General features: G+C 70.4%; 23 protein-coding genes. 11 read left to right on the top strand and 12 right to left on the bottom strand.

Annotated elements, in window-relative coordinates:
- The first annotated feature begins 114 nt into the window (after positions 1-114).
- The 6 genes from OG936_RS25590 to OG936_RS25565 all read left to right on the top strand — a co-directional run bounded on the left by OG936_RS25590 (position 115) and on the right by OG936_RS25565 (position 6,262).
- Positions 115-522: a DUF742 domain-containing protein gene (locus tag OG936_RS25590; protein WP_406497759.1), complete on the top strand. Its 408-nt coding sequence runs from the start codon at positions 115-117 to the stop codon at positions 520-522.
- Entirely contained in the window at positions 503-1,084 is a 582-nt protein-coding gene (locus OG936_RS25585) for an ATP/GTP-binding protein (RefSeq protein ID WP_072487286.1), read from the top strand. The genes OG936_RS25590 and OG936_RS25585 overlap by 20 nt, the downstream gene beginning before the upstream one ends.
- Before the next feature lie 347 nt (positions 1,085-1,431).
- Positions 1,432-4,578, top strand: a complete 3,147-nt coding sequence (locus OG936_RS25580) for a nitrate- and nitrite sensing domain-containing protein (protein WP_406497757.1) — start codon at positions 1,432-1,434, stop codon at positions 4,576-4,578.
- A gap of 10 nt (positions 4,579-4,588) precedes the next feature.
- Entirely contained in the window at positions 4,589-5,002 is a 414-nt protein-coding gene (locus OG936_RS25575) for a roadblock/LC7 domain-containing protein (RefSeq protein WP_073771622.1), read from the top strand.
- Positions 5,003-5,091: 89 nt separating this feature from the next.
- Entirely contained in the window at positions 5,092-5,700 is a 609-nt protein-coding gene (locus tag OG936_RS25570) for a DUF742 domain-containing protein (protein ID WP_406497755.1), read from the top strand.
- Entirely contained in the window at positions 5,681-6,262 is a 582-nt protein-coding gene (locus OG936_RS25565) for an ATP/GTP-binding protein (RefSeq protein ID WP_014048542.1), read from the top strand. Before OG936_RS25570 ends, OG936_RS25565 begins: the two co-directional genes overlap by 20 nt.
- 191 nt (positions 6,263-6,453) lie before the next feature.
- Here OG936_RS25565 and OG936_RS25560 read toward each other — a convergent pair whose 3' ends face one another.
- The 8 genes from OG936_RS25560 to OG936_RS25525 form a co-directional block, all read right to left on the bottom strand.
- On the bottom strand, positions 6,454-6,657 hold the full coding sequence (locus OG936_RS25560; RefSeq protein WP_406497754.1) for an acyl-CoA carboxylase subunit epsilon: 204 nt from the start codon (positions 6,655-6,657) through the stop codon (positions 6,454-6,456).
- A 66-nt stretch (positions 6,658-6,723) separates the two neighbouring features.
- A complete protein-coding gene (locus OG936_RS25555) occupies positions 6,724-8,307 on the bottom strand; it encodes an acyl-CoA carboxylase subunit beta (RefSeq protein WP_406497752.1) in 1,584 nt (527 codons plus the stop codon).
- Positions 8,308-8,460: 153 nt separating this feature from the next.
- Positions 8,461-9,696, bottom strand: a complete 1,236-nt coding sequence (locus OG936_RS25550) for a carbohydrate ABC transporter substrate-binding protein (RefSeq protein ID WP_406497750.1) — start codon at positions 9,694-9,696, stop codon at positions 8,461-8,463.
- A complete protein-coding gene (locus tag OG936_RS25545; protein WP_406497748.1) occupies positions 9,693-10,712 on the bottom strand; it encodes a hypothetical protein in 1,020 nt (339 codons plus the stop codon). Before OG936_RS25545 ends, OG936_RS25550 begins: the two co-directional genes overlap by 4 nt.
- A complete protein-coding gene (locus tag OG936_RS25540) occupies positions 10,712-12,118 on the bottom strand; it encodes a hypothetical protein (protein ID WP_406497746.1) in 1,407 nt (468 codons plus the stop codon). Before OG936_RS25540 ends, OG936_RS25545 begins: the two co-directional genes overlap by 1 nt.
- A gap of 30 nt (positions 12,119-12,148) precedes the next feature.
- Positions 12,149-14,512, bottom strand: a complete 2,364-nt coding sequence (locus OG936_RS25535; protein ID WP_406497744.1) for a tetratricopeptide repeat protein — start codon at positions 14,510-14,512, stop codon at positions 12,149-12,151.
- Entirely contained in the window at positions 14,509-15,900 is a 1,392-nt protein-coding gene (locus OG936_RS25530; protein WP_406497742.1) for a serine protease, read from the bottom strand. The genes OG936_RS25535 and OG936_RS25530 overlap by 4 nt, the downstream gene beginning before the upstream one ends.
- A 325-nt stretch (positions 15,901-16,225) precedes the next feature.
- Entirely contained in the window at positions 16,226-20,098 is a 3,873-nt protein-coding gene (locus OG936_RS25525; RefSeq protein WP_406497740.1) for an endo-alpha-N-acetylgalactosaminidase family protein, read from the bottom strand.
- Between the two features lie 183 nt (positions 20,099-20,281).
- Here OG936_RS25525 and OG936_RS25520 point away from each other — a divergent pair, with 183 nt between their 5' ends.
- Positions 20,282-20,674, top strand: coding sequence for a helix-turn-helix domain-containing protein (locus OG936_RS25520; protein ID WP_406497738.1), 393 nt, complete (start codon positions 20,282-20,284; stop codon positions 20,672-20,674).
- A 72-nt stretch (positions 20,675-20,746) separates the two neighbouring features.
- Positions 20,747-21,157, top strand: coding sequence for a VOC family protein (locus OG936_RS25515; protein WP_406497736.1), 411 nt, complete (start codon positions 20,747-20,749; stop codon positions 21,155-21,157).
- Between the two features lie 247 nt (positions 21,158-21,404).
- Here OG936_RS25515 and OG936_RS25510 read toward each other — a convergent pair whose 3' ends face one another.
- Positions 21,405-21,824 carry an ATP-binding protein gene (locus tag OG936_RS25510; RefSeq protein ID WP_406497734.1) on the bottom strand — a complete coding sequence of 140 codons (420 nt, stop codon included), beginning with the start codon at positions 21,822-21,824 and terminating at the stop codon, positions 21,405-21,407.
- Between the two features lie 111 nt (positions 21,825-21,935).
- Here OG936_RS25510 and OG936_RS25505 point away from each other — a divergent pair, with 111 nt between their 5' ends.
- The 3 genes from OG936_RS25505 to OG936_RS25495 all read left to right on the top strand — a co-directional run bounded on the left by OG936_RS25505 (position 21,936) and on the right by OG936_RS25495 (position 23,591).
- Positions 21,936-22,757 (top strand): helix-turn-helix domain-containing protein, encoded by an 822-nt coding sequence (locus OG936_RS25505; RefSeq protein WP_406497732.1) that lies wholly within the window; start codon positions 21,936-21,938, stop codon positions 22,755-22,757.
- A complete protein-coding gene (locus tag OG936_RS25500; protein WP_406497731.1) occupies positions 22,754-23,017 on the top strand; it encodes a DUF397 domain-containing protein in 264 nt (87 codons plus the stop codon). The genes OG936_RS25505 and OG936_RS25500 overlap by 4 nt, the downstream gene beginning before the upstream one ends.
- 286 nt (positions 23,018-23,303) lie before the next feature.
- Positions 23,304-23,591, top strand: a complete 288-nt coding sequence (locus tag OG936_RS25495; protein ID WP_398948866.1) for a DUF1905 domain-containing protein — start codon at positions 23,304-23,306, stop codon at positions 23,589-23,591.
- A gap of 120 nt (positions 23,592-23,711) precedes the next feature.
- On the opposite strand, the gene OG936_RS25490 is transcribed toward OG936_RS25495, so the two are convergent.
- Genes OG936_RS25490 through OG936_RS25480 form a run of 3 tightly spaced genes read right to left on the bottom strand, consistent with a single transcriptional unit; the run spans position 23,712 to position 25,794 of the window.
- A complete protein-coding gene (locus OG936_RS25490; protein WP_406497729.1) occupies positions 23,712-23,957 on the bottom strand; it encodes a hypothetical protein in 246 nt (81 codons plus the stop codon).
- The gene (locus tag OG936_RS25485; RefSeq protein WP_406497728.1) at positions 23,954-24,670 is read right to left on the bottom strand and encodes a response regulator; all 717 of its coding nucleotides are present in this window, start codon (positions 24,668-24,670) and stop codon (positions 23,954-23,956) included. The genes OG936_RS25490 and OG936_RS25485 overlap by 4 nt, the downstream gene beginning before the upstream one ends.
- Positions 24,667-25,794, bottom strand: coding sequence for a sensor histidine kinase (locus OG936_RS25480; RefSeq protein WP_406497726.1), 1,128 nt, complete (start codon positions 25,792-25,794; stop codon positions 24,667-24,669). The genes OG936_RS25485 and OG936_RS25480 overlap by 4 nt, the downstream gene beginning before the upstream one ends.
- Between the last annotated feature and the right edge of the window lie 76 nt (positions 25,795-25,870).

Here is a 25,870-nt window from a genome sequence, read left to right as displayed (position 1 = left end):
AGACTCGATTGCCCCAGGTAATGCCCTCATTTCTCACCCGTCAGGCCGCTTAGAGCCCCCACCGGCCCCCTTCAGACGGCAAGCCGACACTCTGCTGTCACGCCCGGAGGATTCATGACCCCGCCACCCGCCTCACCCGATCCGTACGGCGCACTGCATCACGCGTCGTACGACGGTGAAGGCGACCAGTCGCTGGTCCGTCCGTATGCCATGACCGGCGGCCGGACCCGGCCTCGCTACCAGCTCGCGATAGAGGCGCTGGTCTCCACCACGGCCGACCCCGCGCATCTGGGGACGTTGCTCCCCGAGCACCAGCGGATCTGCCACCTCTGCCGTGAGGTCAAGTCGGTGGCCGAGGTCTCGGCGCTGCTGTCGATGCCACTCGGTGTGGCCCGGATTCTTGTCGCGGACCTGGCGGAAGCCGGCATGGTGGCCATCCACCAGCCGGGCAATGGAGAGGCCGGCGGCGCGCCGGATGTAACGCTGCTCGAAAGGGTGCTCAGTGGACTTCGCAAGCTCTAGTGGCGGTGCTGCCCGGGCCACCACCTCGGCGAAGATCGTGGTGGCCGGGGGCTTCGGCGTGGGTAAGACCACGTTCGTCGGTGCCGTTTCGGAGATCAACCCGTTGCGCACGGAAGCCGTGATGACGTCCGCTTCCGCGGGCATCGACGACTTGACGCACACCGGCGGCAAGACGACGACGACCGTCGCCATGGACTTCGGGCGCATCACCCTGGACCAGGACCTGATCCTGTACCTCTTCGGTACGCCCGGACAGGACCGCTTCTGGTTCATGTGGGACGACCTGGTCCGCGGCGCCATCGGCGCCGTCGTCCTCGTCGACACCCGCCGTCTCGCCGACTGCTTCCCCGCCGTCGACTACTTCGAGAACAGCGGACTCCCCTTCGTCATCGCCCTCAACGGCTTCGACGGACACCAGCCCTACACCCCCGACGAAGTCCGCGAAGCCCTCCAGATCGGGCCCGACACCCCGATCATCACGACGGACGCGCGGCACCGCGCGGACGCCAAGAGCGGCCTGATCACACTCGTGGAGCACGCGCTGATGGCGCGACTGAAGTAGGCACAAGTCTGTATTGACATACGGTAGTTACCGTAGCCAAACGGGGGCGGGCTGTGTCCTTTGACACGATCCGCCCCCGTGTTCATAACGTTTCGACAGAGAATTGTCTCGCTTTCAACACCCGATGCGTTCAATCGGTATCGCTGAGCTCACATGAGCCCCGCCTTTTGGCGGGGCTCGTTCTTTATGCCCGTTTTATCTGAGGCTTGGACCACTCGGAATGGCTGGTTCCGACTGTTTGGAACGCGACCGGTCCCCGTGCTGGAATTCGACGAACTCCCGAGTAGTACGGCCCTGAACGAAACACGGCACAACGTAGGTGCCGACGCCGAGAGGTTGTTGGTCGAGTGAGGCGAAGCAACGAGAGCTCCGGGGCGGAGCCGGGGCGGGGCAATTTCACCCCGCCGCCGCGCGCCGCGGCGTCGCCCGCCGACAGGTCCCGAGCGATGAAGTCCGGGGGCAGCTCAAGTCGGCTTTCCCCGCGCAACTGGCGGGTACCCACTCGACTGAACGCGATCCTCCTGATCCCGGTGCTCGTCGGCCTGGTCATGGGCGGCTTCCAGGTGAAGGGCTCGATCGACACCTGGCGGGAGGCGCAGGAGGCCGAGAAGACCGCACTGATCGTGCGCGCGGCCTCCGCGTACGGCCAGGCGCTCCTCAATGAGCGTGACCTCTCCGCTCAGCCCCTGCTGTCGAACAAGCGGGACGCCGCCGTCATCGACCAGGTCCGGGCGGCCACCGACGCCGCCGCGGCCAAGTTCGACACGGCCGTGAAGGACATGCCCAGGACGCAGGGCCTGGAGCGGCGCCTTCAGCTGTTCCGGCTGGAGGAGCCCAAGCTCCCCGAGCTGCGCAAGGCCGCCTACGCCGAGGCGATGAACCCGGTGAAGACGGAGGAGGGCTATGTCCAGGTGCAGCACTCCTTGATGGAGTTCTGCAACGAGCTGGGTCTGGGCACCGGCAACATCACCAGTTACGGCCGTACGGTCTACGCGATCGAGCTCGCCAAGGCTGCAGAATCGCTTCAGCGCTCCATCGGTATGCACCTGCTGGTGCGTCCGAGCCAGGAGAGAGCCACGTTCGACGCCCAGGTCAAGGCCTTCGGCTCGTACAACTACCTGGAGAAGATCGCGCTCGGCGAGTTCAACTCCGGCGGCACGGAGGCCGACGCGGCCCGGCTGAAGCAGGTCATGGTCGCGCAGTCGGCCGAAGGCGCGAAGAAGCTGAAGAAGGCGAAGGAGCAGGCCGACGCCGCGGGGGTCCCGTTCGTCGCGCCGCCCAGTGTCGACGGCTCGGTCTTCGACGGCATGGCCCAGCAGATCGGGCAGGGGAAGTCCCCCCAGAAGCTGGCCGCCAAGGGCATCACGCCCGAGACCTGGATGGCCGCCGCCACCGCGAAGTTCGACGGCTACACCACGGTCGAGGACGAACTCGTCGACAAGGCCGTGTCCGAGGCCGCGGACATCTCTTCCAGCGCCCGGAACGACGCCTTCGTCAACGCCGCCGTCGTGATCGTCGCCCTGCTGGCCGCCTTCGTCCTGGCCGGGCTGATGGCGCGGCAGATGAGCCGCTCGATGCGCCATCTGCGTACCGCCGCCTTCGGGATCGCCGAGCAGCGGCTGCCGATGCTGGTCGACCAGCTCTCCAGGACCGATCCCGGCCGGATCGACACCCGCGTCGAGCCGATCCCGATCGACAGCCGCGACGAGATCGGCGAGGTCGCCCGCGCCTTCGACCAGGTGCACCGCGAGGCGGTCCGGCTGGCGTCCGAGCAGGCCATGCTGCGGGGCAACGTCAACGCGATCTTCACCAATCTGTCACGTCGCAACCAGTCCCTGATCGAGGGCCAGCTGACCCTCATCACCGACCTGGAGAACAACGAGGCCGACCCGGACCAGCTGGAGAGCCTCTTCCGGCTGGACCATCTGGCCACCCGGATGCGGCGCAACGGCGAGAACCTTCTCGTGCTGGCCGGCGAGGAGCCCGGCCGCCGCTGGAACCAGCCGGTTCCGCTGGTCGACGTGTTGCGGGCCGCCGCCTCCGAGGTGGAGTCGTACGAGCGCGTCGAGCTCTCCGGGGTGCCGGAGACCGAGATCCACGGCCAGTCCGTCACCGACCTCGTGCATCTGCTGGCCGAGCTGCTGGAGAACGCCACCACGTTCTCCTCGCCGCAGACCAAGGTGCGGGTCACGGCGACCCGGCTGCCCGACAGCCGCGTGATGATCGAGATCCACGACAAGGGCATCGGTCTCACCGCCGAGGACTTCGCCGACATCAACCACAAGCTGGCCAACCCGCCGACCGTGGACGCCGCGGTGTCGCAGCGGATGGGTCTCTTCGTGGTCGGCCGGCTCGCCGACCGGCACGGCGTCCGGGTTCAGCTGCGCCCCTCGGGCGAGCAGGCCGGGACCACCTCGCTGGTCATGCTGCCGGATGCCATCACCCACGGTGGCGGCGGCGAACCGGACGCCGCGCAGGACGACTTCACCGTCTCCTCGATCATTCCGCAGCAACAGGACTTCGAGCAGCCCGCGCCCCCGCAGCTGCGCACGGCGGCGGAGCTCGGCTTCGACGACTCGCGTTACGAGCAGCCGTCGGCGGACGCCCCGCGGCTGGACCCGGTGGGCCGTTCGCTGATGCGTGAGGAGCGCCGGGCCGCGCTGGAGGCGCAGGCGACGGGCGAGCACCCGCAGTTCGCGCAGGCCCCGTACGCCGGGAACGGCTACGCCCAGGAGCCGCAGCAGTACGAGCAGGCTCCGTACGAGGGTGGTTACGCCCCCTACGGCGGTGACGCGGGCTTTGCCGAGCAGCCCGGCCACACCCGGCCGGGTGGCTATGCGGAGGCGGCATATGCGGCCGGCGAGACCGCGCAGCCGTCGTACGAGGAACCCTTCACCCCCCAGCCCCACCAGGACGAATGGGCGAATCAGGGCGCGTATCAGGATGCGTACGTGCCGCCTGCGCAGGTCGAAGCGGAATCTGTCCCGAGTGCCCCCGCCGAGCCGCAGGAACGCGTAGGCTTCGACCGTCCGGGGCCCACCCCGAACTCCGGCCACGAGCTGACCGAAGCCGGTCTGCCACGCCGGGGCGGTCAGCAGCACTGGCAGCCCACCGGCCGCGGGAACAACCGGCCCGCAGCCGCAGCACAGCAGGAACTGCCGCCGCAGCAGCAGGAGATGCCGCAGCGGCAGCCGTCCGCACAGCAGGACGAGAACGGCTCCGACGACTGGCGCTCGACGAACGACGAGCGCTGGGATCGGGCCGAGAAGCTCCGGGAGCCCAAGGCGGGCGGGATCACCCCGTCCGGGCTTCCCCGGCGAGTGCCCAAGGCCAATCTGGTCGAGGGTACGGCGGAGCAGACCCTGCAGGGCGGCCCTCAGGTCTCCCGTGCCCCCGAAGACGTCCGCGGCAGGTTGAGCAACCTGCGGCGGGGCGTGCTGCGGGGACGTAACGCGGGTTCGGACGCAAGTGATACCTACAACCAGGAGCGTTAGTGTGAGCCCGATGAGCCAGGCGGCGCAGAATCTCAACTGGTTGATCACCAACTTCGTGGACAACACCCCCGGGGTGTCGCACACGGTGGTGGTCTCCGCCGACGGACTCCTGCTGGCCATGTCCGAAGGATTTCCGCGCGACCGCGCCGACCAGCTGGCGGCCGTCGCCTCCGGTCTGACCTCGCTGACCGCGGGCGCCTCGCGGATCTTCGAAGGCGGCGCCGTGAATCAGACCGTGGTGGAGATGGAGCGCGGATTCCTCTTCATCATGTCCATTTCCGACGGATCTTCACTGGCCGTTCTCGCCCACCCGGACGCCGATATCGGTCTGGTCGGGTACGAAATGGCCCTTCTCGTCGACCGCGCGGGCGGCGTCCTCACCCCGGACCTCCGCGCCGAACTCCAGGGAAGTCTTCTTAACTAGTAGACAGACAGTGCGTTTCGCGCCACCGCACCATAAAGTGCGGTGGCGCGGACCCACTGGGATCGGGACCGGCAGGCGGAGGAGGAATCGTGGCAACACCCCCAGGCGGACACCGGTACAACGGTGGCCAGAACGTACCGGGTGAGCACGGGGACAACCGTTTCAACTTCCCCTCCACACCCGGCAGACAGGGCGGCCAGCAGCCGTATCAGCCCTATCAGCAGCCGCAGCAGCCGTACGGCGCCCAGCAGGGCGCCGGGTGGCCCCCGCAGCGGCCGCATCGTTTCGACCCCCAGTCGCCCCGCATCCAGCCCGTGCAGCCGCGGCAGGCCCCCGAGCCGGCCGCGCCCGCCGCGCACAATCCGCTGGTCCGTCCGTACGCCATGACCGGCGGCCGGACACGACCGCGCTACCAACTCGCCATTGAGGCGTTGGTCAGTACCACGGCCGATCCGTCCCGGCTGCAAGGGCAGTTGCCCGAGCACCAGCGGATCTGCCGGCTGTGCTTCGAGATCAAGTCGGTCGCCGAGATTTCGGCACTGCTCTCGATCCCGCTCGGCGTTGCCCGGATCCTCGTAGCCGACCTGGCAGAGGCCGGACTCGTCGCTATCCATCAGCCCGGCGGCGACGAGTCCGCCGGCGGCCAGCCAGATGTGACATTGCTCGAAAGGGTGCTCAGTGGACTTCGCAAGCTCTAGCGGCGGAGCGGCCCGCTCCACTACCTCCGCGAAGATCGTGGTGGCAGGGGGCTTCGGCGTGGGTAAGACCACGTTCGTCGGTGCCGTTTCGGAGATCAATCCGCTGCGCACCGAAGCCGTGATGACGTCCGCGTCCGCGGGCATCGATGATCTGACGCACACCGGGGACAAGACCACCACGACGGTGGCGATGGACTTCGGGCGCATCACCTTGGACCAGGACCTGATCCTGTACCTCTTCGGTACGCCCGGACAGGACCGCTTCTGGTTCATGTGGGACGACCTGGTTCGCGGCGCCATCGGCGCCGTCGTCCTCGTCGACACCCGCCGCCTCGCCGACTGCTTCCCCGCCGTCGACTACTTCGAGAACAGCGGACTCCCCTTCGTCATCGCCCTCAACGGCTTCGACGGACACCAGCCCTACACCCCCGACGAAGTCCGCGAAGCCCTCCAGATCGGGCCGGACACGCCGATTCTCACGACGGACGCGCGGCACCGCGCGGACGCGAAGAGTGCGCTGATCACGCTCGTGGAGCACGCGCTGATGGCGCGACTGCGTTAGGGCTTTCGACGAACGGCCCCAGGAGGGTCCGGCTGTGCGTGAGGGCCCCGCGCTCCTTCGGGAGTGCGGGGCCCTCACGTGTTGCGCGGCCTTCGGCAGCGCTTTGTCCTCAATCTCCCCCATAGCCTGAAGGGCATGGGGGGACCCCCTCGACGGGCTTGATCTGGCCCGCGTGGGCTTGATCGGTTCGGTCAGCGCTGCCAGGAGTGCGGGGCGCGGAAGCCCGGGGTGCGTTCCAGGCGGCGCCAGCCGGCGGTGCTGTGGCCACGGTGGGCGGCGGGCGCGGCAGGCTGGGCGGCTGCGCGGGCGAGCAGAACCGCGGTTATGGCGGCCAGCTCCTCGGCGTCGGCAAGACCCTTCTCGACACGCAGCACGGACTCGGTGGCAGTGCTCATAAGCGGATTCTCCGTCTTCTCGGCAGGTCTTCGCGGGTCCGGCAGGGTCGCTGCGGGGGCCACGGACTACTGCGGGGGGTTGCCGTGCTTGCGGGACGGCAGGTCGGCGTGCTTGGTGCGGAGCATGGCGAGCGAGGCGATCAGCACCTCGCGGGTCTCGGCGGGGTCGATGACGTCGTCGACCAGGCCGCGCTCGGCGGCGTAGTACGGATGCATCAGTTCGGCCTTGTACTCCTTGACCATGCGGGTCCGCATGGCTTCCGGGTCCTCCGCGTCGGCGATCTGCCGGCGGAAGATGACGTTGGCGGCGCCTTCGGCGCCCATCACCGCGATCTCGTTGGTCGGCCAGGCGTACGTCAGATCCGCACCGATGGACTGGCTGTCCATCACGATGTACGCACCGCCGTAGGCCTTGCGCAGGATCAGCGAGATCCTCGGCACCGTGGCATTGCAGTACGCGTAGAGCAGCTTCGCACCGTGCCGAATGATTCCACCGTGCTCCTGATCGACCCCGGGTAGAAAGCCGGGTACGTCCAAAAGAGTGATGATAGGAATGTTGAATGCATCACACATCTGGACGAACCGGGCCGCCTTCTCCGACGCCTCGATGTCCAGGACACCGGCGAGGGACTGCGGCTGGTTGGCGACGATGCCGACGACCTGGCCGTCCAGACGGGCCAGGGCGCAGATGATGTTGCGGGCCCAGCGCTCGTGGATCTCCAGGTAGTCCCCGTCGTCGACGAGCTCCTCGATGACCTTGTGCATGTCGTACGGGCGGTTGCCGTCGGCCGGCACCAGGTCCAGCAGGACGTCGCCGCGCCGGTCGGCCGGGTCGTCGCTCGCCACGGCGGGCGGGTTCTCCCGATTGTTGGACGGCAGCATCCCGATCAGGTAGCGGACCTCGGCGATGCAGGTCTCCTCGTCGTCGTACGCGAAGTGCGCGACGCCCGAGGTCTCGGCGTGCACATCGGCGCCGCCGAGGCCGTTCTGGGTGATCTCCTCGCCGGTGACCGCCTTCACGACGTCCGGTCCGGTGATGAACATCTGGGAGGTCTCGCGGACCATGAACACGAAGTCCGTGAGAGCGGGGCTGTAGGCCGCGCCGCCCGCGCACGGGCCGAGCATCACGCTGATCTGCGGGATGACGCCGGAGGCCTTGGTGTTGCGCTGGAAGATGCCGCCGTATCCGGCGAGCGCGCTGACGCCCTCCTGGATACGGGCGCCCGCGCCGTCGTTCAGCGAGACGAGCGGGGCACCGGCCGAGATGGCCATGTCCATGATCTTGTGGATCTTGGTGGCGTGGGCCTCGCCCAGGGCGCCTCCGAAGATCCGGAAGTCGTGCGCGTAGACGAAGACGGTGCGGCCGTCGACCGTGCCCCAGCCGGTGATGACACCGTCGGTGTGCGGCTTCTTCTCCTCCAGGCCGAAGCCGGTCGCCCGGTGCCGGCGCAGCTGCTCGACCTCCCTGAACGAACCCGGGTCGACCAGCAGCTCGATGCGCTCACGCGCCGTCAGCTTGCCCTTGGCGCGCTGCGCCTCGGTCGCCCGGTCACTCGGTCCGCGACGGGCCTGCTCGCGCAGTGCCAGCAGTTCGGCCACACGGCCACGGGTATCGCTCGGCTCGCCCGGGGTTTCGTCCACAACGGTCATGTACCGACCCTACGAAGCCGGGCAAGTAAATCGTGCCGTCGACTCCGTACAGTCTCCTGACCCGTTTCCTGGTGGAGCCTGACAGAATTCCGGCCTCATGCAGGCGATGTGCCAGCCCCTATGGGTCCGTCTTTGTACGAGTCCGACAAATACTCACTGTGGTCTGCTGCACACACGTGTCAGCCTCGGGATGTCCTCCGGTTGGGCGTCCTGCACCTTCTGGATCGCCGCCAGACGCTCCCGCACCGGGTCGCCGGGGTGCGCGATGGTCAGCAGGACGGCCTCGTAGAAGGCGTCCCGCACGGCGGCCGGCATGACGTCGGAGGCGTCCAGGCAGAGCGGCACGTGATGGTCGGTGAGCCGGGCGCTGATCTGCTTCTCGACCGCCCCGTTCTTGGCGTGCACGGCGGAGTTCGGCGAGAATACCCCGGCCTTGCGGCCCCACTCCTCCTGGGCCGTGCGGGAGGTGAGCCGCCGGAGCAGATCGCGGGCCTGATCGGACCGGCCGAACAGGGCGGCGAAGTCGGCGGACACCTCACGGCCCTTCATGGCGGGGCCGCCGGGCAGCAGCGGCGCGGAGTCCGTGAAGGCGGCGCTCTCCTTCCGGTCCCCGTAGAAGGAACGGGCGAACGAGCCCTGGTGTTCCAGGTCACAGCCGCCGCCGAAGAGCAGCCCGTACCCGCCGGGGCTGCCCCGGTGGTCGGCGATCAGTGCGCGCGCGGCGGCCGTCGGGTCCTGGGCGAGCAGCCCGGCCCACCTGGTCCAGGCGTTCACCACCGGGGCGTCCACCCAGTCGATGTCCCCGGTCGCCCAGCGCTCGTACAGCACCGGGCCCGCAGTCTGCAGGATCAGGTCCTCGATCCAGTCGCTGCCCGGCCAGCCGGAGGACCCGTCGTCGCCCATGCCGATGCACCAGGAGGTCAGTGGCGCGGGGTGGGAGGGCGGGGGCCGGTCCTTGCGGTACCAGACGATGCTCTTGAGATCGGCCTTGAGCGGCACCCACAGATCGTCGGCGATGCCCTGCGCCTCGGGCTGCCAGGGTTTGCCGTATTCCTTGGGCTCGTACAGGCCGCGCAGGGACCGCAGCCGGTTCTCGGCGGCGTACTCGACGAGCTCTCCGACGCCCGGCAGGATCGCGATGTCGGGCGGATTGCCCGCCTGCACCTCGGCGAGCAGGACTTCCCGGGTGGCGGCCGTGCCCTGGTAGGTGTAAGGGATGCCCAACCCGTTCAGGACGTCCTTGAACTGCTTCTCCTGGTTGTCGGTCCAGGGGCCGAGGATCGTGACCCTGGGCTGTTCGTCGCTGCCGCCCGGGGCGGCGAGCCCGCAGCCCGCCGCGGCCAGGAGCAGGGCCATCACGAGCAGGACGGTGCGGGCGCGCGGGATCATCCGGCCCTCCAGTAGTCGGCATTGAGGCGTCGGCCGATACCGACGGCGGGCAGCAGGACGATCAGCGCGCCGCCGCCCAGCGCCCCGTAATAGGTCCAGCTCTGCCAGCCCTGGGCGGCGAGATCGGCGCGTACGCTCGCCGACTCGTCGGTGACGTACTGCTGGGACCTGGCCAGGTCGCCGTCGGCGTGGGCCCGTCGCTCGATCCTGACGAGTCCGGCGTGGGCGGTGTCCAGCCGCTGCTGGGTGTTCGTGGTCGCCCACAGCGGGAACACCGCCAGCACGACCGTGGCCAGCAGCGTGGTCAGCAGCCAGGGGTCGAAGCTGCGCCCGCAGCGACGGCGCAGCACCCGGAGCGCGGACAGGGTGGTCGACGCCATCGCCAGCAGGGCGAGTTCGGCGAGCACCCAGCCGGTCCGGCGGAGGGTGCCCAGGGAGCTGACGGTGTCGATCCGTTGCATCTGGTGTTCCTGGAGGACGTCGAGGCGGGGCACCACACCTGTGCCGTCGCGGCTGAGGATCGTCTCGGCCTCCGCGAACTTCTCCCGCTGCATCGGCTCGTCCGACACGTACTTCACCGCGCCCGGGGTGATGGAGCTGCTGTACGAGGTGAGCAGACCATTGACGGTTTCCAGCACTCCGCGGCCTCGGTCCCCGTCCAGCTGTACGTCGTTGAGCCGGGAGAGGCCCTGGGCGGCGGCGGAGAGCTGGCTCTCGTAGCGCGCGCCGGCCCCGACCACGCCGTCGATGTCGTGGCGGACGGAGAACTGGGCCTCCTGGTGGGCGCGCAGCAGGGCGAGCTGGGTGGCCGCCACTCCCTGCACGGCGGGCGCGCCCCGGGTGCGCATCTCGCCCGCCGAGATCTGCGCTTCGCGGTACGAGACGAGCAGGACGCTCATCGAGAGCAGGGCGAGCGCCAGCAACACGGTCAGATGCCGCTCCAGGAGCCGCCGGGTCCGTGACCCGCCGGACCGGCGGGTTCGCAGCGCGCCGATCCACCGGGTCGGCCCGGACATCACAGCCGCCGCCCGCAGGCGATGCAGAACAGCGCGGCGGGACCGGCCGGGTGTTCGCACTCCGGGCAGCGGGCCGTCGTCCCGGCCGGGCTTTCGGACGGTTCCACCAGGTGTGCGGAGGCGATGCTCAGCCGCCCCCGGCGGACGGTGCCCCGGTCGACGGTCGGCCCGATCCTGACCCGTCCCCGCCGCTCGTCGATGATCTCGGCGACGTTGCGGACCTCGGCCCGGACCCAGGAGGCGCCGATCTCCGCGGCCAGCCGGACCGCGCGTCCGAACTGTTGCTCGGCCTCCTCGCGCCGGTCCAGGTCGAGGGCGTCGTACGCGCGCCTGAGAGCGGTCCGGATCCCGGTGGAGGCGTTCATGGCGTGGACGCTGTGGTCCGCGCCGCCCGCATGGTCCGCCGTGGGCTCGGCGGTTCCCGACGGCAGCCACCGGACGACGACCGGTTCGGTGAGGTCGCCGACGGTCACGGTGGCGAGCTGGAGCGGCACCCCGAGCGGGTCGTTGCTCGCGTCGACCCGGAGGGTGAGGAGGTAGTCGCGGGTCTCCGGCTTCCACTGATGGGTGAGGAATTCCAGCCGGCGCGGATCGTCCCCGTCGCCGGCCGGTTCGAGCCGCTGCTGGCGGGGAGCGGTCTCGGTGAGCGTCACCTCGCGGACCGCCGGTCGCACCGCGACCGTGAGGGCGAGCGCGGGGCTGCGGATCCGGCGCAGTCGGACGACGGCCGCGTCGACGGCGGGGGCGAACGCCTCGGGTGCGTACGCGGCGTCGCCGTGCAGCCGTTCGGCGACGGCAAGCAGCGCGGCCGGGTCCCAGGACTCCCCCAGGGCGATCACGTCCGCGGTGAACTCCCCTTCGCAACGGGCGAGTTCGGTGCGCAGTGCGCTGTCTTCACGGTAGGCGTCGTCCTCGTCGCCGCGGCCGCTCCCGTCGGTGATCAGCACCAGATGCCGTACGGGGAGCTCGCAGACGGCGAACAGTTCGCGCGCCCCCGCCAGCCAGCGGGCGTATCCGGGCGGACGGCGCCCGGCGTCGGCCGCGGCGATCCGGCCGACGCTGAACGCGGCGTGGCGCCGGTCGTCCGGATCCGCGATCGCCAGCCGGCCCCGCAGCGGGTAGCACCGGGAGGCTTCGCCGCCCAGCACCGTGTAGGAGATCCCGTCGGGCAGCGCGCCCACGGCGTCGGCCAGCGCGTCGACGGCCCCGGCGCGGCGCGAGGCGGCGACGTCCACCGCGATGACGAGGGCGACTTCGGCGGCCGGAATCGCGTCCTGGGGCCCGACGGCGACCGCTTCGACCCGCACATGGGCCTCGATCCGGATGTCGTCGCCCGGCGGGTGCTTCTCGGGGACCTCGACGAGCAGACCGGTGTCGAGGCCGGGCGAGGGAGCGGTGCGACTCATGGAATTGCCTCCAAGGCGTCGGGCTCGGGTTCAGACACGGGTCTGCGGGCGGACCGCGTGCGAGAGGTCGATCAGCCGCTCGTACTCGGCGGTCTTCTGGCGCTGCCGGGCCAGCCAGCGGTAGCACTGCTCCAGTTCCTCGCGCACGGCCCGTTCCCCGGGGACCGGCAGCGGGGGCAGTCCCCGCCGCCACCGGCCACGCCGGGTGGCGGGGGCGGCGGCGCGGACCACGTCGAGCTTCCACTCGAACAGTTCGGTGCGCAGCAGCCGGGTCGCTTCGTCGCCCGGCACCACGGACCCCGGGTCCGGGCCGCCTTCGCGGAGCGGGACCGCGGCGAGACTGGCGTCGATCTCCCGCCGCGCGGGCAGCGGCCGCTCGCCCGCCGCGAGCCGCGCCGCCCGGATGCGCAGCGCGGCCACGCGGGCGACGGCGTGGTCCCGCGACTCGTCGGGCACCAGGTCCAGGACCCCGGCCGCCGCTTCCCGGTCGCCGCGTGCCAGGGCCAGCCTGGCCAGACCCAGCGCGGCGCCGACGTGCGAGGGGTTGCGGGCGTGCACGGCCCGGAAGAGTTCGTACGCCGACGGGGCGGCCCCGGCCGGCAGGTCCGCGCCGAGCTGTTCCGCGACGTACGCGAGCGCCAGCTTCGCCGCGTACTCGCCGGGCAGCGCCCGGTGGACGGCCGCGAAGTGTTCCAGGGCGGCCTCCAGCATCTGCCGCCGGTCGTCCAGCACATCGGCGCTGCGCAGCGCGACGAGCCCCCAGTGCCAGCTGAGCCGCCACTGCCGCACCGGGCCGGGCCCGGGAATGGCGTTCGCCTCCCGCACCTGTTCGCGCGCGCCGGCCAGCGCCTCCCTGCCCTCCTGGCCGAGCAGCAGCCGGGCGTTGTGCAGGCAGATCTCCACCGACCGCTCCCCCTCGGCGGGCTGGCTCAGCGGTCGGCCGGGGTCGTAGCTGCTGACCAGGAACCGGGCGGCCGCCGGGTCTCCCGGGTAGGGCCTGGGCACCGGGAGCCGCCGGGCGATCTCGGTGGGGGTGGGCAGCCCGGCGTCCAGCGCCGGGGCGTCGGGCGTCTCGTGGCGGCGGTGGAGGGGGCGGCGCAGCCAGTGCGTGTAGTCGGGTACGGAGCCCAGCCGCGCGCCGAGCAGTTCGGTGGACGGGGTGAAGTTGACGGAGGGCTCGGGCTGGTCCCGTTTCCCGCGCAGCGCCCGGATCTCGCGCAGCACGCCGCGGAGCTGGCCGGCCATGTCCCCCGCGGCGGCGAACCGGCGTTCCGGGTCGCGGGCCGTGGCCCGTTCCACCACCAGGCGGAAGGAGCTGGTGCCGAGGCCGGGTACGTCGTCGCCGACCGCCCAGCCCGCGAGTTCGGCCAGGGTCATCCCGACGGTGTGGATGTCGTGGGCGGCGGTCAGCGGTCTGCCGTGGTCCGTCTCGGGAGCCGCGAATCCGGGGGTGATCACGGGGGGCGGCTCGGTGACACCGCTCCCGCGCACCCCGCCGAGGTCGATGACCTTGATGCCGTCGTGCCGGTGGACGACATTGGACGGCTTCATGTCCCCGTACAGGAATTCCATGCCGTGCAGATGCGCGAGGGCTTCGAGGATCTGGCAGCCGTAGGTGATGACGTGTTCGATGTCGAGGACGAAGGTGCCCTGCCGGGTCGATTCGATGACCGCGGAGAGCGTACGGTCGCCGACGTCGTCCATCACGATGTAGCCGCCGGACACGGTGCCGTCGTCGCCGCGGGTGCTGACGAAGTCCCGGATGCGGACGATGCGTTCGTGCCGGATGGCGACGAGGCTGCGGCGCTCCTCGTCGGCCTGGGCGGCGCCCCGTTCCGCGTAGCGGTTGAGGAGCCCCTTCACGGCGACGTACTCCTCCAGGTGGGTGTCCTCGGCGAGGTAGACCCAGCCCTGGCCGCCGTGGGCGATGGGGCCGCGGATCCGGTACTGGTCCTGGAGCAGCGGCCCGTCCTCGCTGAGTTCGGGCCGGTAGGCGTACGGGGCGCCGCACTTGGGGCAGTAACCCGTGTCCGGCGGTGGGACGGCGGTGTTCGGCGCGATGAAGAAGGTGGGGCAGGACTTGGCCGAGCAGCGCATCAGGATGCGTGCCTGCGAGGTGGCGGCGTCCAGCCGTTGGCCGGGGCTGCTCGGTTCGAGCAGGGGCAGCTCCAGCAGACCGGGCGGCCCGTACTTCTCGGGGGCGGTGGGCAGTGGCGGGAGGCCGGGGTCCGTCCTGGAGCGGCCACAGGTGTCGCAGTAGCCGGTGGACTGTACGGTGCCGCCGCAGGGAGCTCCGGTGAACCGGCGGTGCGGGCAGCCGGGGTCTCTCGTCCGGATCACGCCGGGCTCGTGTGCCCCGGCACCGCGCCTCGCGGTGTTGTCGTCGGTCGTCATCGGCGCTCCGTCCGTCCCCGGTCGGTGCGCGGCCCCGGAACGTCCGCCCGGCCGGCTCCGGCGTGCCGGTCCAGGTCCGCTTCCAGTTCGCGTAACAGGGCGCGCAGTGCGGTGAGTTGTTCCTGCGGTTCGGCGAGGGCGCGCAGCCGCTCCAGTTGCCGCCGGCGACGGGCCGGGGCGACCCCGGGCGGTGGGGGCAGCGAGGCGGACTCCACCAGGCCGTTCAGCCTGGCCCAGTTCCGTTCGGCGGACTCGACGCGGCCGAGGAGTGCCGTGGCCCGCTCGTCCAGGGCCGGCACCAGCAGCTGCCGGGCCACCTCGCTCACGCCGTCGCCCGCGCCGTCCCGGACGACGACCAGCAGCCGGAAGCCGAGCGTCCGCACCCGGGCGAGCAACGGCACCAGCCGGCGCGGCTCCCGGTCCTCGTCGAGTCCGATCACGGCGAGCGTGGGCCCGGTGGCCCCGGGCAGGCCGCCCGCCGCCCGGTCCGGCGGGGTGCCGCCGTGGAGCAGCCAGTCGCGGTAGGCCCGGAGCTGGTGGCGCGGCGGGTGCAGCCGCGCCACCAGCTCGTCGACGAACTCCTCGGGCGTGGTGCGGCCGCCCCGGTAGACGAGGTGGGCGCGGTACAGCTGGTGGCGCAGGGTACGGTCGCGGCCGCCGCCGCGCGGTACGACGCCGAAGCGCACCGCGGGCTGGTCGCCGCCCGCGAACCAGGCCCGCAGCCGCCGGGCAAGGTCGTGGTCCCAGCCGTCCGTTCCGCTCAACTCGGCTACGAGTGGCACGAGTTCGGCGATCCGGTCGATCGGGATCATGTACGAGAACGCCAGGTCGTTGTCGCCGGGCAGCGCCAGGTCGAGGTCGCCGCGCCAGCTGACCACCATGCCGACGACCCGTTCGGGCCGCCCGTCGCCCGCGCCGCGCACCTGGACGGCGGCGCCGCTGAACCCCGGCCGCACCACCTGCTCGTTGCGCCCGGCGTCGAGCTGGATCCACGCACCGTGCGCCCCGCCGATCCGGCCGGTCAGCCACATGCCGTCGGCGAAGCTCCGCGCGTACCCGCCGATCCACACCTCGCGGCCGCGCTCCAGGCTCCGGTCGAGCGTGGCGGGGGTGACCTGCGGGCGCGGGCTGTCCAGGGCGAGTACGGCGATGTCATCGGGGGTCGCGCCGAGGCCGGGCAGCCAGCCGGCCTCGGCGACCCGTGCCCCGACCGGGGCGATGCCGGGGTTCTCGGGGAACTCCACCCACATCCGGGCGTCCGGCTCGCCGACGACATGGGCGCACGTCAGCGCCCGGTCCTGGGTGAGCAGCACTCCGGCGCCGCACACCGGCCCGTGCGGCTCGCCACGACGCAGCCGGAGCCGCCAGTCCGCCTTCAACTCCCCCATAGCGCATGAGGGTACGCGCGAGGCGGGTGCCGCTCCCAGCCCCCGGACATACTCCGGTCACCCGGTGTCTACCGGACGTCACACCGCAGGGTGCGCCCCTCCGCCCCCGGTTCGGCCCTGAGCACCAGGCGCCGGCCGGTGGACCGCACCTCGATGCCGGGGTCCGCCGAGACGACCTCGCTGTGCCGGTTTCGGCGAGGCGGGAGGCGAAGGGTTCGGCATGTGTGGCTCCGGGGCGTCAGGGGGGTGGACGCCATCGCGCAAGGGGTGGGAAAGGGGGCGGGGCGGGTGCTCGTCGTACGCACCCGCCCCGCATCCTCCGTTCTCAGCCACCGCAATGGAAGCGGGCGTCACCCCAGTCCGCGTGGTCGTTTCCGTTCCCGTCGCCACCGTCGCCCACGACCAGGTCGACGTACTTGGCGCCGGTGATGTCCGCCGTGAGCGACCAAGCGCTGTCGGGGCCCTTCAGAACCGGCGACTTCACCTTCTCGGTGCCGTCGGCCAGGACGCTGAACTGCACGCTGCCGCGCGAGGCCTGCACGTCGTCCACGCCCACCTCGGCGGTGAAGGAGGTGCACTTGCCGCCCAGGTAGTAGCGGATCTTCGCCGGGGCGTGGCTGCCGAGGCCCTTGGTGTAGGTGGTGCCGCCGATCTTCAGCGGGGTGCCGTCGCCACTGCCCTGCTCGCCGTTGGAGAGGTCCCGCTCGACGGGCCCCCAGCCGTTCTCGGCGGCCGTCCAGTCGAGGTCGCTGGCCCAGCTGTCCGTGGTGGGCGGCGGCGGCAGGGTCCGTACGGAGGTCTGCGCGCCGAGCGTGCGCTGCGTACCGCCGACCGTGTACGTGGCCCGGGAACTCAGGCTGTACGTCTGGTACTTGGCGTCGACCGGCGGGGTGACCTGCCAGCTGCCGGTGACCTTCGCGCCCGCGGCGACCGAGTCGAAGGCGACGGCGCCGGTGGGCTCCGCCTGCCAGCCCTCGGGGACGGTCAGGCTCAGCGCGACACCGGTCGCCGCGGTGGCCTCGTAGTTGGTGAAGCTCGCCTTGACGGTGTTGGCCGTGCCCGGCTCCAGCGTCTCGGCGGCCGGGTCGACGCCGAGCGTGCCGCAGGCGGCGAGCTCACCGGCCGGGGCCGGGCCGAGGTCGGTCACGGTGAACGCGTCGAGGACGAAGTCGGCGCCGTCGGGTGCGTCGCCGCGCTTGCGCAGCCCGGTCCAGGTGTCGCCGCAGCCCGCGGTGACGGTCTCGGCGAAGTGGCCGGTGGTGCGCTGCTGTCCGATGGGGGTGGTCCGGGTCTGGACCGAGGCGGGCTTGCCGTCGGCGGTGATCCGGTCATAGCCGTCGACCCACTCGTAGGCGCCGGAGTGACTGGACTGGTAGTCGTACTCGACCTTGTAGCGGTGACCGTCGGTCATCGGCACGGTCCAGGGGGCGGTGCGGTAGACGAGTCCGGTGTTCTCCTCGTGGGCCTTGAGGGACTCCTTGCCGCCGATGACGTCGTCGGTGAGCTTTCCGTTCCAGCCGGCCTGGGTGTACGGGGCGTGCAGCTGGGAGAGGACGGTCCGGGGGTCGGTGGAGCCGCCCGCGTCGCCCTTGAGGAAGGGGCCCCAGCCCTGGTCGACGTCCTCGAAGTCCTCGTACACGACCGTGTTCTCGCGGGTGGCCGGAGCGTTCGCGACGATGCGTACGTCATCGGCCCGTACCGTCGCCGTGCTGCCGTCGGCCGCTTCGATGCGGAGCGTGGCGCGGCCGTTCGCGGGGGCGGTGAAGTTCACCTTGGCGCGCTGGAAGTACGTGCCGTGCCAGTCGGACGCGGCGACGTAGTCCTTGGCGGTGGAGCGGTCCACGGCGACGGACTTCCCGCCGATCGAGAGCGTCGTGTGCCGGGTCTTTCCGGGCTGCACCTCGATGAGCGCGGACGCGGTGTAGCGGGTGCCGGGCTTGAGGCCGGTGATGCTCTGGGCGAGCGCCGCCGTGCCGGTGCCGGAGAGCCTGGCGCTGTTCCGGCCCTGGCCGTCGGTGTCGCGCGCGACGGTTCCGGTCTTCGACCAGGCGGTCAGCCCGTTGTCGTTGAAGCCGGGGTCGTCGACCAGGGTGCCCTCGCCCCACTTGGTGTCGGCGGCCTTGGGTGCCTGGTTCGGGTAGAGGACGTAGGGCTGACCGGCCTCGGCGGTCAACGTGATCTTCCCGTCCACCGGGCGCACGGTGCCGGTCTTGACCCGGCCGTTGTCGGTGAGCTTGTAGACGGTGTACGTGCCGCCCGACGGCACCGCCCAGCTGCTCGTACCGCCGGACTTGCTGTAGTGGTACAGCTTCTTGCCGCCGTCCCACGGCAGCAGGTAGTCGGTGCCGCTGAGGACCTTGCGGCCGTGGTCGTAGAAGGTCCGCCTGCCGTCCTCGACGGTGCCGCGCACATCGCCGGTGAAGGCGATGTCGTTGCCGTTCCAGCGGGTGATCTTCTGCTGCTGGAGGTACTTGGCGGGCAGGTCGCGCTGCCAGATGTTGTCGTAGAAGGCGTTCCAGTCGGTCTCGTTGGTCCAGCCCTCGAACTCCTCGATGGCGGTCTGACCGAGGACCGGGTCGTTGTTCCAGACGTCCTTCTCGTCGTTGCGGATGAACCGGATGATCTTCGAGTTGAGGCCCTTGTTGGTGGCGCCGCCGTAGTCGAGGTCATTGGCCCAGTGCGACCAGAGCGAGCCGCGCTCGAACTTGTCGGCCCACTCGGTGGCGACGTTCCAGCCCTGCTTCTGCACGGACTGGAGGGTCTTGTCGGCGATCCAGCCGTGCGTGTAGTAGACGTCGATGTAGAGCAGGCTGAGATTGGAGTCGGTCTCGTCGCGCAGCTGCTGGAAGCGCTTGGCCAGATCACCGCTGTTGATGTCGCGGCGCTGGTCGATGTAGTAGCTCTGGCCGAGCCAGTTCCAGCCGGGCCTGGTCTTGTCGACGAGCTTCTCGTCGAAGGCCTTGGCATCCGGGTACGCCTCGGTGGCGTTGACGTGGACGCCGAAGGTGGCGCCCCACTTCTTGCCGTCCTTGAGGAGCGCGTTGAGGTCCTTCAGACCGCCGGCGCGCTTGTTGTAGTTGCCGCCGTAGTCGGGGTGGGCGGAGTCGTGGCCCTCGGAGGCGTATCCCTTGAGGAGCGCCATCTGCCCGAGGCCGTCGGTGGCGAGGGAGATCCGCTTGACGTCGTCCAGGGTGCGCAGGAAGGGGTGGGTGGCCTGGCTGGCGAAGTTGAACGGGATGTGGGTGATGACCCGGTCCGGGGTGTCCTTGCTGCCGGGCGCCGTGATGCCGATGGAGCGGAAGGCGACGGCGCCGTCCTGCCAGTCGACCGCCTTGTCGCCGTTGGCGTCGGGAGTGACGACGACCTTCGCCCAGGGCAGGGCGTCCCCGCTCTCCGGCTTCGGCGCGCCCTCGCCGCGGTAGGTCCACTGCCCGGACCAGACGCCGACCCGCACGCTGCCGTCGTCGGCCTTGCGCGCCTGGTGCCAGAACCGGGCGTCGTCGCCGCCGGTGGCACCGGAGGGCTTGTCGTACGAGGAGTTGGACTCGACGGCCGCGGCCAGGGAGCCGGTGTTGAGAAACGCGTACGAGGCACCGACGGGCGCCTTGTCGGCGGCGGTGTCCGGGGTGACCGCGGCGAAGACGTCGGCGGTCTTCGTCGAATCGTTGTCCAGCCGCGTGAAGGCGGTGGCGGCGCCCGTGTCCGTGGAGCCGACGGAGACGAGGTCGTGGCCGGGGATGTCGATGGTGCCGACGCGGAACGCCTCGGTGTCGCGGACGGCCGTCACCTTGAAGGTGGTGGCGCGTCCGGAGACGGAGAGCGAGGCGTCGATCTCGATGCCGGGCAGATCGGTGAAGGTCAGCGTGTAGCGGGCGGCCGCGGCGGTGATCTCGGGGGCGCCCTTGAGCTTCACGGGGTGCGCGGTGCCGTTCAGGGTGACGGCGGTGACGGGCTGCGTACTGCCGAGCAGCCGGCTGCCACTGGCCTTGTCGGTGTACGCCAGAACGCGCGGGAAGTCGTCCGCGACGGCGACCGAGAGCTGCGCGGACCGGATGACGGCGGCGTCCGCGGGCACGGCCGACTCGACTGCGGCGGGAACGGGAGCGGCGGCGGTGGCGGGGAGTGCGGTCCCCACCAGCGCCAGGACGGCGGCTGAGGCGGCGGCGACAGCGCCCGCCGAAGTGAATCTTCGCGACATGTGCTCTGAGTAGTCCCCCTGTCCGGACACCGTCAACGACGTGCGGCTCCTCGGGGCGCTCCAGTCCAACAACCTTGTTGCGTAAGTCCAAGTGGCCGGAGCGCAGGTGAGGACGGGGACGGCGGACGACCGACCGTTCACCGGATCTGTCACGGCGGCGGAGAACCATGGTGTGATGGCACCGTGAGCCGCGCCACTGAAGAGACCAACCGCCGCATGCTCCGGGCACGGGATGCGATGGACCGCGCCTACGCACAGCCGCTGGACGTCCCGGCCCTGGCCCGGATCGCCCACGTGTCCCCGGCGCACTTCACCCGCACCTTCCGGGCCACGTTCGGCGAGACCCCGCACCGCTACCTGCAGCGCCGCCGTGTCGAGCGTGCGATGTTCCTGCTGCGGGAGACCGGGCGCAGCGTGACGGACATCTGCTTCGAAGTCGGCTTCGGCAGCCCGGGAACCTTCAGCCGCACGTTCCGCGACATCGTCGGCCGGTCACCGAGGACGTACCGCAAGGAAGCCGCGGCCGCGGACGTACCGACGTGCTTCACGATGGCGTGGACGCGGCCGAGTTCCTGACCACCCGCGCCCGTCGCCGGCTGAGCGGTTTTGGATAAGTTTCCGTCCGGCCCACCCAGTAGCGTGATCCGCATGTTCAACGCCATCACGCACTCGCAGATTTACGTCCTCGACCAGGACGAGGCCCTCGACTTCTACGTCGGCAAGCTCGGCCTGAAGGTCAACACCGACGTCGACATGGGCTTCATGCGCTGGCTGACCGTCAGCGTCCCCGGCCACCCGGAACGCCAGATCATGCTGGAGAAGCCGGGCGCCCCGGCGATGTCCGAGGAAACGGCACAGCAGGTCCGCGAACTGGTGACCAAGGGCGCTATGGGAGGCTGGCTCATCTTCACCACGGACGACTGCCGCAAGACGTACGAGAAGCTGCTCGCCCAGGGCGTCGAGTTCACCGAGGAGCCCACCGATCGCCCGTACGGAACCGACTGCGGCCTGCGCGACCCCTTCGGCAACCGCATCCGCTTCACCCAGCCGAAGGCCTGATTGAGGGTCCCCGGCTGCCGACGCGGGGAAGGGCTGCCCTCCGGGGACCCACAGCGGTGAACGCAAGGGGCGGCACCCGTGCCCGGAGCTGCGCGCGATCGCCGCCGGTCCGCGGCTGCCCCCGTTCCGGCCGGAACGGGGGCAGCCGCGCATGTGCTTTGCGGCAGGCTGGTCAGCAGCCGCCGCCGTTGTAGTACGTCACGTCCCCGTGGTTGCCCTCGTCCGCATCTCGTCGAACTTCCGCGACTCACCCCGACGACGCCTCGAACTCGCACCACACCACCTTGCCGGGGTTCCGCTCCCCCACCCCCCATTTGTCGGCCAGCGCCGCCACCAGCCGCAGCCCACGACCCCCTTCCTCATCGGAGGCCGCCCAGGAATCAGCGAGCCGGACCTCCCCGTCACCGCTGTCATGAACCTCGATGCGCAGGGTGTCGTCGGCCGGTTCCAGGGAGAGACGGAGGCGGAACCCACGACCGGGCGGGACGCCGTGCAGCAAGGCATTGGTGACGAGTTCGCTCACGCAGAGCAATACGTCGTCGACCCGGACGTCGCACGCCCAGTCGGCGAGAGCCTCACGCACGAACTTCCGTACGAGCGGGACGGATCGGCGTTCCCGGCGGTGGAACACCTCGCGGAAGCAGGAGAGTTGAGTTGTTTCGTTCACGCCGCCAACGTCACACAAAGTCACTACGGTTGAGCAGCGCGTCGGGTCGTACAGGGCAGTTGTACGGCTTCTGACGGGTCAATCGGGGTTCGTGACGGGGAGAGGCAATTCATGCAACCGGCAAAAAGGAACAAGCGGATCACGTCCTGGCACCTGATCGGTGCGCAACTGGCCACGTTCCGCAAAGCGGCCCGGATGACGCAGACGGCGCTGGCCGATCAGTGCTGCGTGGGCGAGGACACGATCGCGTCGATCGAGCAGGGTCGCAGAACACTGCAGTGGGACTTCGCGGTCCAGCTGGATGAACTGCTGGATACGAAAGGGACGTTGCAGGTAGCGGTGTCGAAGGTGCCGCAGAAGGAGCGGTTCCCGGCGTTCGTACAGGACTTCGTGGAGTACGAGCAGGAGGTGCTCACCCTGCTGTCGTACGAGAACCAGGCAGTGCCGGGGCTGCTCCAGACCGAGGAGTACGCCCGATTCGTCTTCTCCTGCCTCTATCCGCCGATCGAAGAGGACCAGCAGGAAGAGTGGGTGACCGGCCGACTGGATCGGCAGAAGCTCCTCGAACGCAGGCCTCGCCCGATGCTGCACTTCCTGCTGGAGGAGAGCATTCTGCGCGGCGAGCTCGGAGACCCCGCCATGATGCGGAACCAGATCCGGCATCTGCGCCGATGCATGGAACTACCTTTCCTGGGGCTCCAGATCATGCCGAAGAAGCTTCCGAAGCATGCCGGACTCGCGGGGCCCATGGTGCTGCTGGAGACTCCTGATCACGACCACCTCGCCTACGTGGAGGGACAGCTGACCAGCTACCTGCACGAGGATCCAGATGACGTCAGTGTGCTCCAGCAGAAATATGGGATGCTGCGTTCGCAGGCGCTCTCCGTCGAGAAGAGCGCACGCCTACTGGACGAACTGCTTGGAGAGACATGACCCGCGCAGCACACCCGGCTCCCCGTATCGCCGCCCTCGCCTGGTTCAAGTCCAGCTACAGCAGTGACCAGGGCGGTAACTGCCTCGAAGTCGCCTACGACTGGCGCAAGTCGAGCTACAGCGGCAGCCAGGGCGGTGACTGCGTCGAGGTCGCAGCCCACCCCACCGCCGTCCACATCCGCGACTCCAAGGTCACCGACAGCCCCATCCTCACCGTTCCCCCCACCGCCTGGACCGCCTTCCTGGACGCCACGGTCTGACGGTACTGCGGCCCGGCGTGCCGAGCCGCAACCTCCCTTTCGATGTGACGAGTTGTCAAGACTTGCCGGCTACGCCTTCCCTTACGACGACGTCCACCCCGACGGCGAACCCGACGCCTCGGGCGCCGCCGAACGACGGCAGCCCGCGCCGCTCCACGGTGACTGTGGGGGCCTGATCCTGCGGGTGGCAGTCGCCTCCCGCAGGTGGGCGACCGCCGCCTCTTGCCGAGTGAGCCCGCCTGTAAGCTGCCTGGCATTCGGCTCCCCCGATGAACGGATCGACCTCGTGCACGTTGTATTCACCGGCCGCGTCATCGAGTGGCGGGGGCCTTCACCGTTCTACTTCGCCGCCGTGCCCGACGAACAGGCCGCCGACATCCGCGAGGTGGCTGCGCTGGCCACGTACGGCTGGGGCGCGGTCCCCGTGGACGCGTGCATCGGCGAGACCGCTTTCACCACGTCGCTCTTCCCCAAGGACGGCAGCTACCTGCTGCCGCTCAAGAACGCGGTCCGCAAGCCGCAGGGACTCTCGGCAGGTGACGAGGTGACCGTGACCATGACCGTCCGCGTGTAGCTGTCACGTGATGTGGGCGTCGGCGGGATCGCGACCGGCCGCCCGAACTGCTGGGCAGGCCGGCTCATTTCTACATCCGGACGGCGCCTGCGACCCGGCCGCTGTGCCCGAGCCTTCTCGTCAATGCTCCCGCGTGTACGTCACGATCCACGCAATGGTGAGAACAACTCCGAGAACCCCCACGCCGAAGATTCCGAAGGCCGTCCAGATCCCCTTGCCGTCCACCGCGGAGCGCACCCCGCCGGCGAGCCCGCCGACGGCCATGCAGATGCCGAGGGCGAACGCCCGTGAACTCCGGGGGCGCAGCCAGTGCCACAAGTTCGGACGACGGCGGCCGGGCGGCGTCGGGCCTGCGGAGTGCTTCACCGGTACCTCACCTTTCCGACGGGCCGGCCTGCCGGCTGTGCACCTGGATGTCCGGAGTTGCGTGGGGTTACCAGGCCGGATTCGTAGGCCAGGACCACGAGCTGAGCGCGGTCACGGGCGTGGAGCTTGGTCATGGCCCTGTTGATGTGGGTTTTCGCGGTCATCGGGCTGATCACCATGCGGTCGGCGATCTGGTCGTTGGACAGGCCCTGCGCGACCAGGACGACGGCCTCGCGTTCGCGGTTGGTCAGCTCGTCCAGCCCCGTCTCGGCGCCGGTGTTGAGCGGCTGGGTGACGTACCTGTTGATGAGCTTGCGGGTGATCGAGGGTGCGAGCAGGGCGTCGCCGCGCGCGGCGACGCGTACGGCGTGCAGGAAGTCTTCCGGCACGATGTCCTTGACGAGGAATCCGGCAGCGCCGGCGCGCAGCGCGTTGAAGACGTATTCGTCCAAGCCGTAGTTGGTCAGGATGACGACGTGCACCCGGGCCAGGGTCGGGTCCGCGGCGATGCGCCGGGTCGTCTCGATGCCGTCGATGACCGGCATCTGGATGTCGATGAGGGCGACGTCGGGCAGGTGTTCCCTGGTCAGAGCCAGGCCCTCCTTCCCGTCGGCGGCCTCGGCCACCACCTCGATGTCGTCTTCGAGGTCGAGGAGCGCGCGGAATCCGCTGCGAATCAGCGGCTGGTCGTCGACCAGCAGGACACGGATCATGGCGTCTGGTCCACGGGGAGTTCGGCCTGGACGGTGAAGCCGCCCTCGCCGCGCGGTTCCGCGCGCAGCCGCCCGCCGAGGGCGGTGACTCGTTCGCGCATGCCGAGCAGCCCGACGCCGGGTGTCGGGGCGGCGTCCGGCGCGGCCTTGCCGTCGTCATCGATGCGTATCCCGAGGACGTCCGGACGGCAGTCGATCCGGACCGACGCCGTGGCGGCGTCCGCGTGACGGGCGATGTTGGTGAGCGACTCCTGAACGATCCGGTAGACGGTCCGGTCCACCGCAGCCGGCACATCGTGTCGTTGTCCTTCGATCGTCAGCGTCGTATCCAGGCCGATGGAACGGGCCCGTTCCACCAGTTCCGGGACGTCGTCGAGACCACGCGGCGGGGTCGTCTCGTCGTCGCGTAGCGCCCCCAGGGTCGCGCGCAGCTCCCGAGTCGCCTCACGTCCGGCCGCCTGGATCGCCAGCAGAGCCTCCGACACCTGTTCACCGCGCCTGCGGGCCACGTGGACGGCGACTTCGGCCTGCACCTTGATGATCGAGATCTGATGGGTGAGCGAATCGTGCAGCTCCCGCGCGATGTGCAGCCGCTCCTCGTCGGCGCGGCGCCGCGCGGTCTCCTCCCGGGTGCGCTCGGCCTCGTCCGCCCGCCGCTCGGCCTGCCGCAGCGCCTCACCCGCGGCCCCGGCCGCGACCAGCCAGGCGATCTCCAGGGCACCGCGCGCCTGCGCGAACGCCTCGCCCGTGTCGTGCAGGCCCGAGGCCAGGGCAGCCAGCGGGAGTGTGGCCAGCACGGCCACGCTCGCCACCACGGTGACGCTGCGGTGTCCCTCCCGTACGGCCGCGTACACCGCGAACAGGAACGCGACGGCGGGCACGTCGAAACCGGCCGCCTGGTACCCCACCGCGCACAGCCCGGTGGCGGCCAGGATGGGAACGGGAGTCCGGCGGCGCCAGACGAGCGCCAGGCCGCCGGCCGCCAGCAGCGTGCAGCCGAGAAGGTCGAGGCCCGTACCGGAGTTGCGCTCGGACAGGCCGGTGACCAGCAGTGTCGCCGCCACGCCGACGGCGATCGCACAGTCCCTCACACCGGCCGGGACACCGGACCATCCTGTGCTCATGCGCGCACCCTAGCCGGATGCGGCCCCGGGCGAGTCCCGCTCGCGGACGAGTACTCGGCTACCACGGACGCGGTAC

Source organism: Streptomyces sp. NBC_00846, from assembly GCF_045207325.1.
Lineage (GTDB): Bacteria > Actinomycetota > Actinomycetes > Streptomycetales > Streptomycetaceae > Streptomyces.
This window is presented reverse-complemented; position numbering and strand designations above follow the sequence as displayed.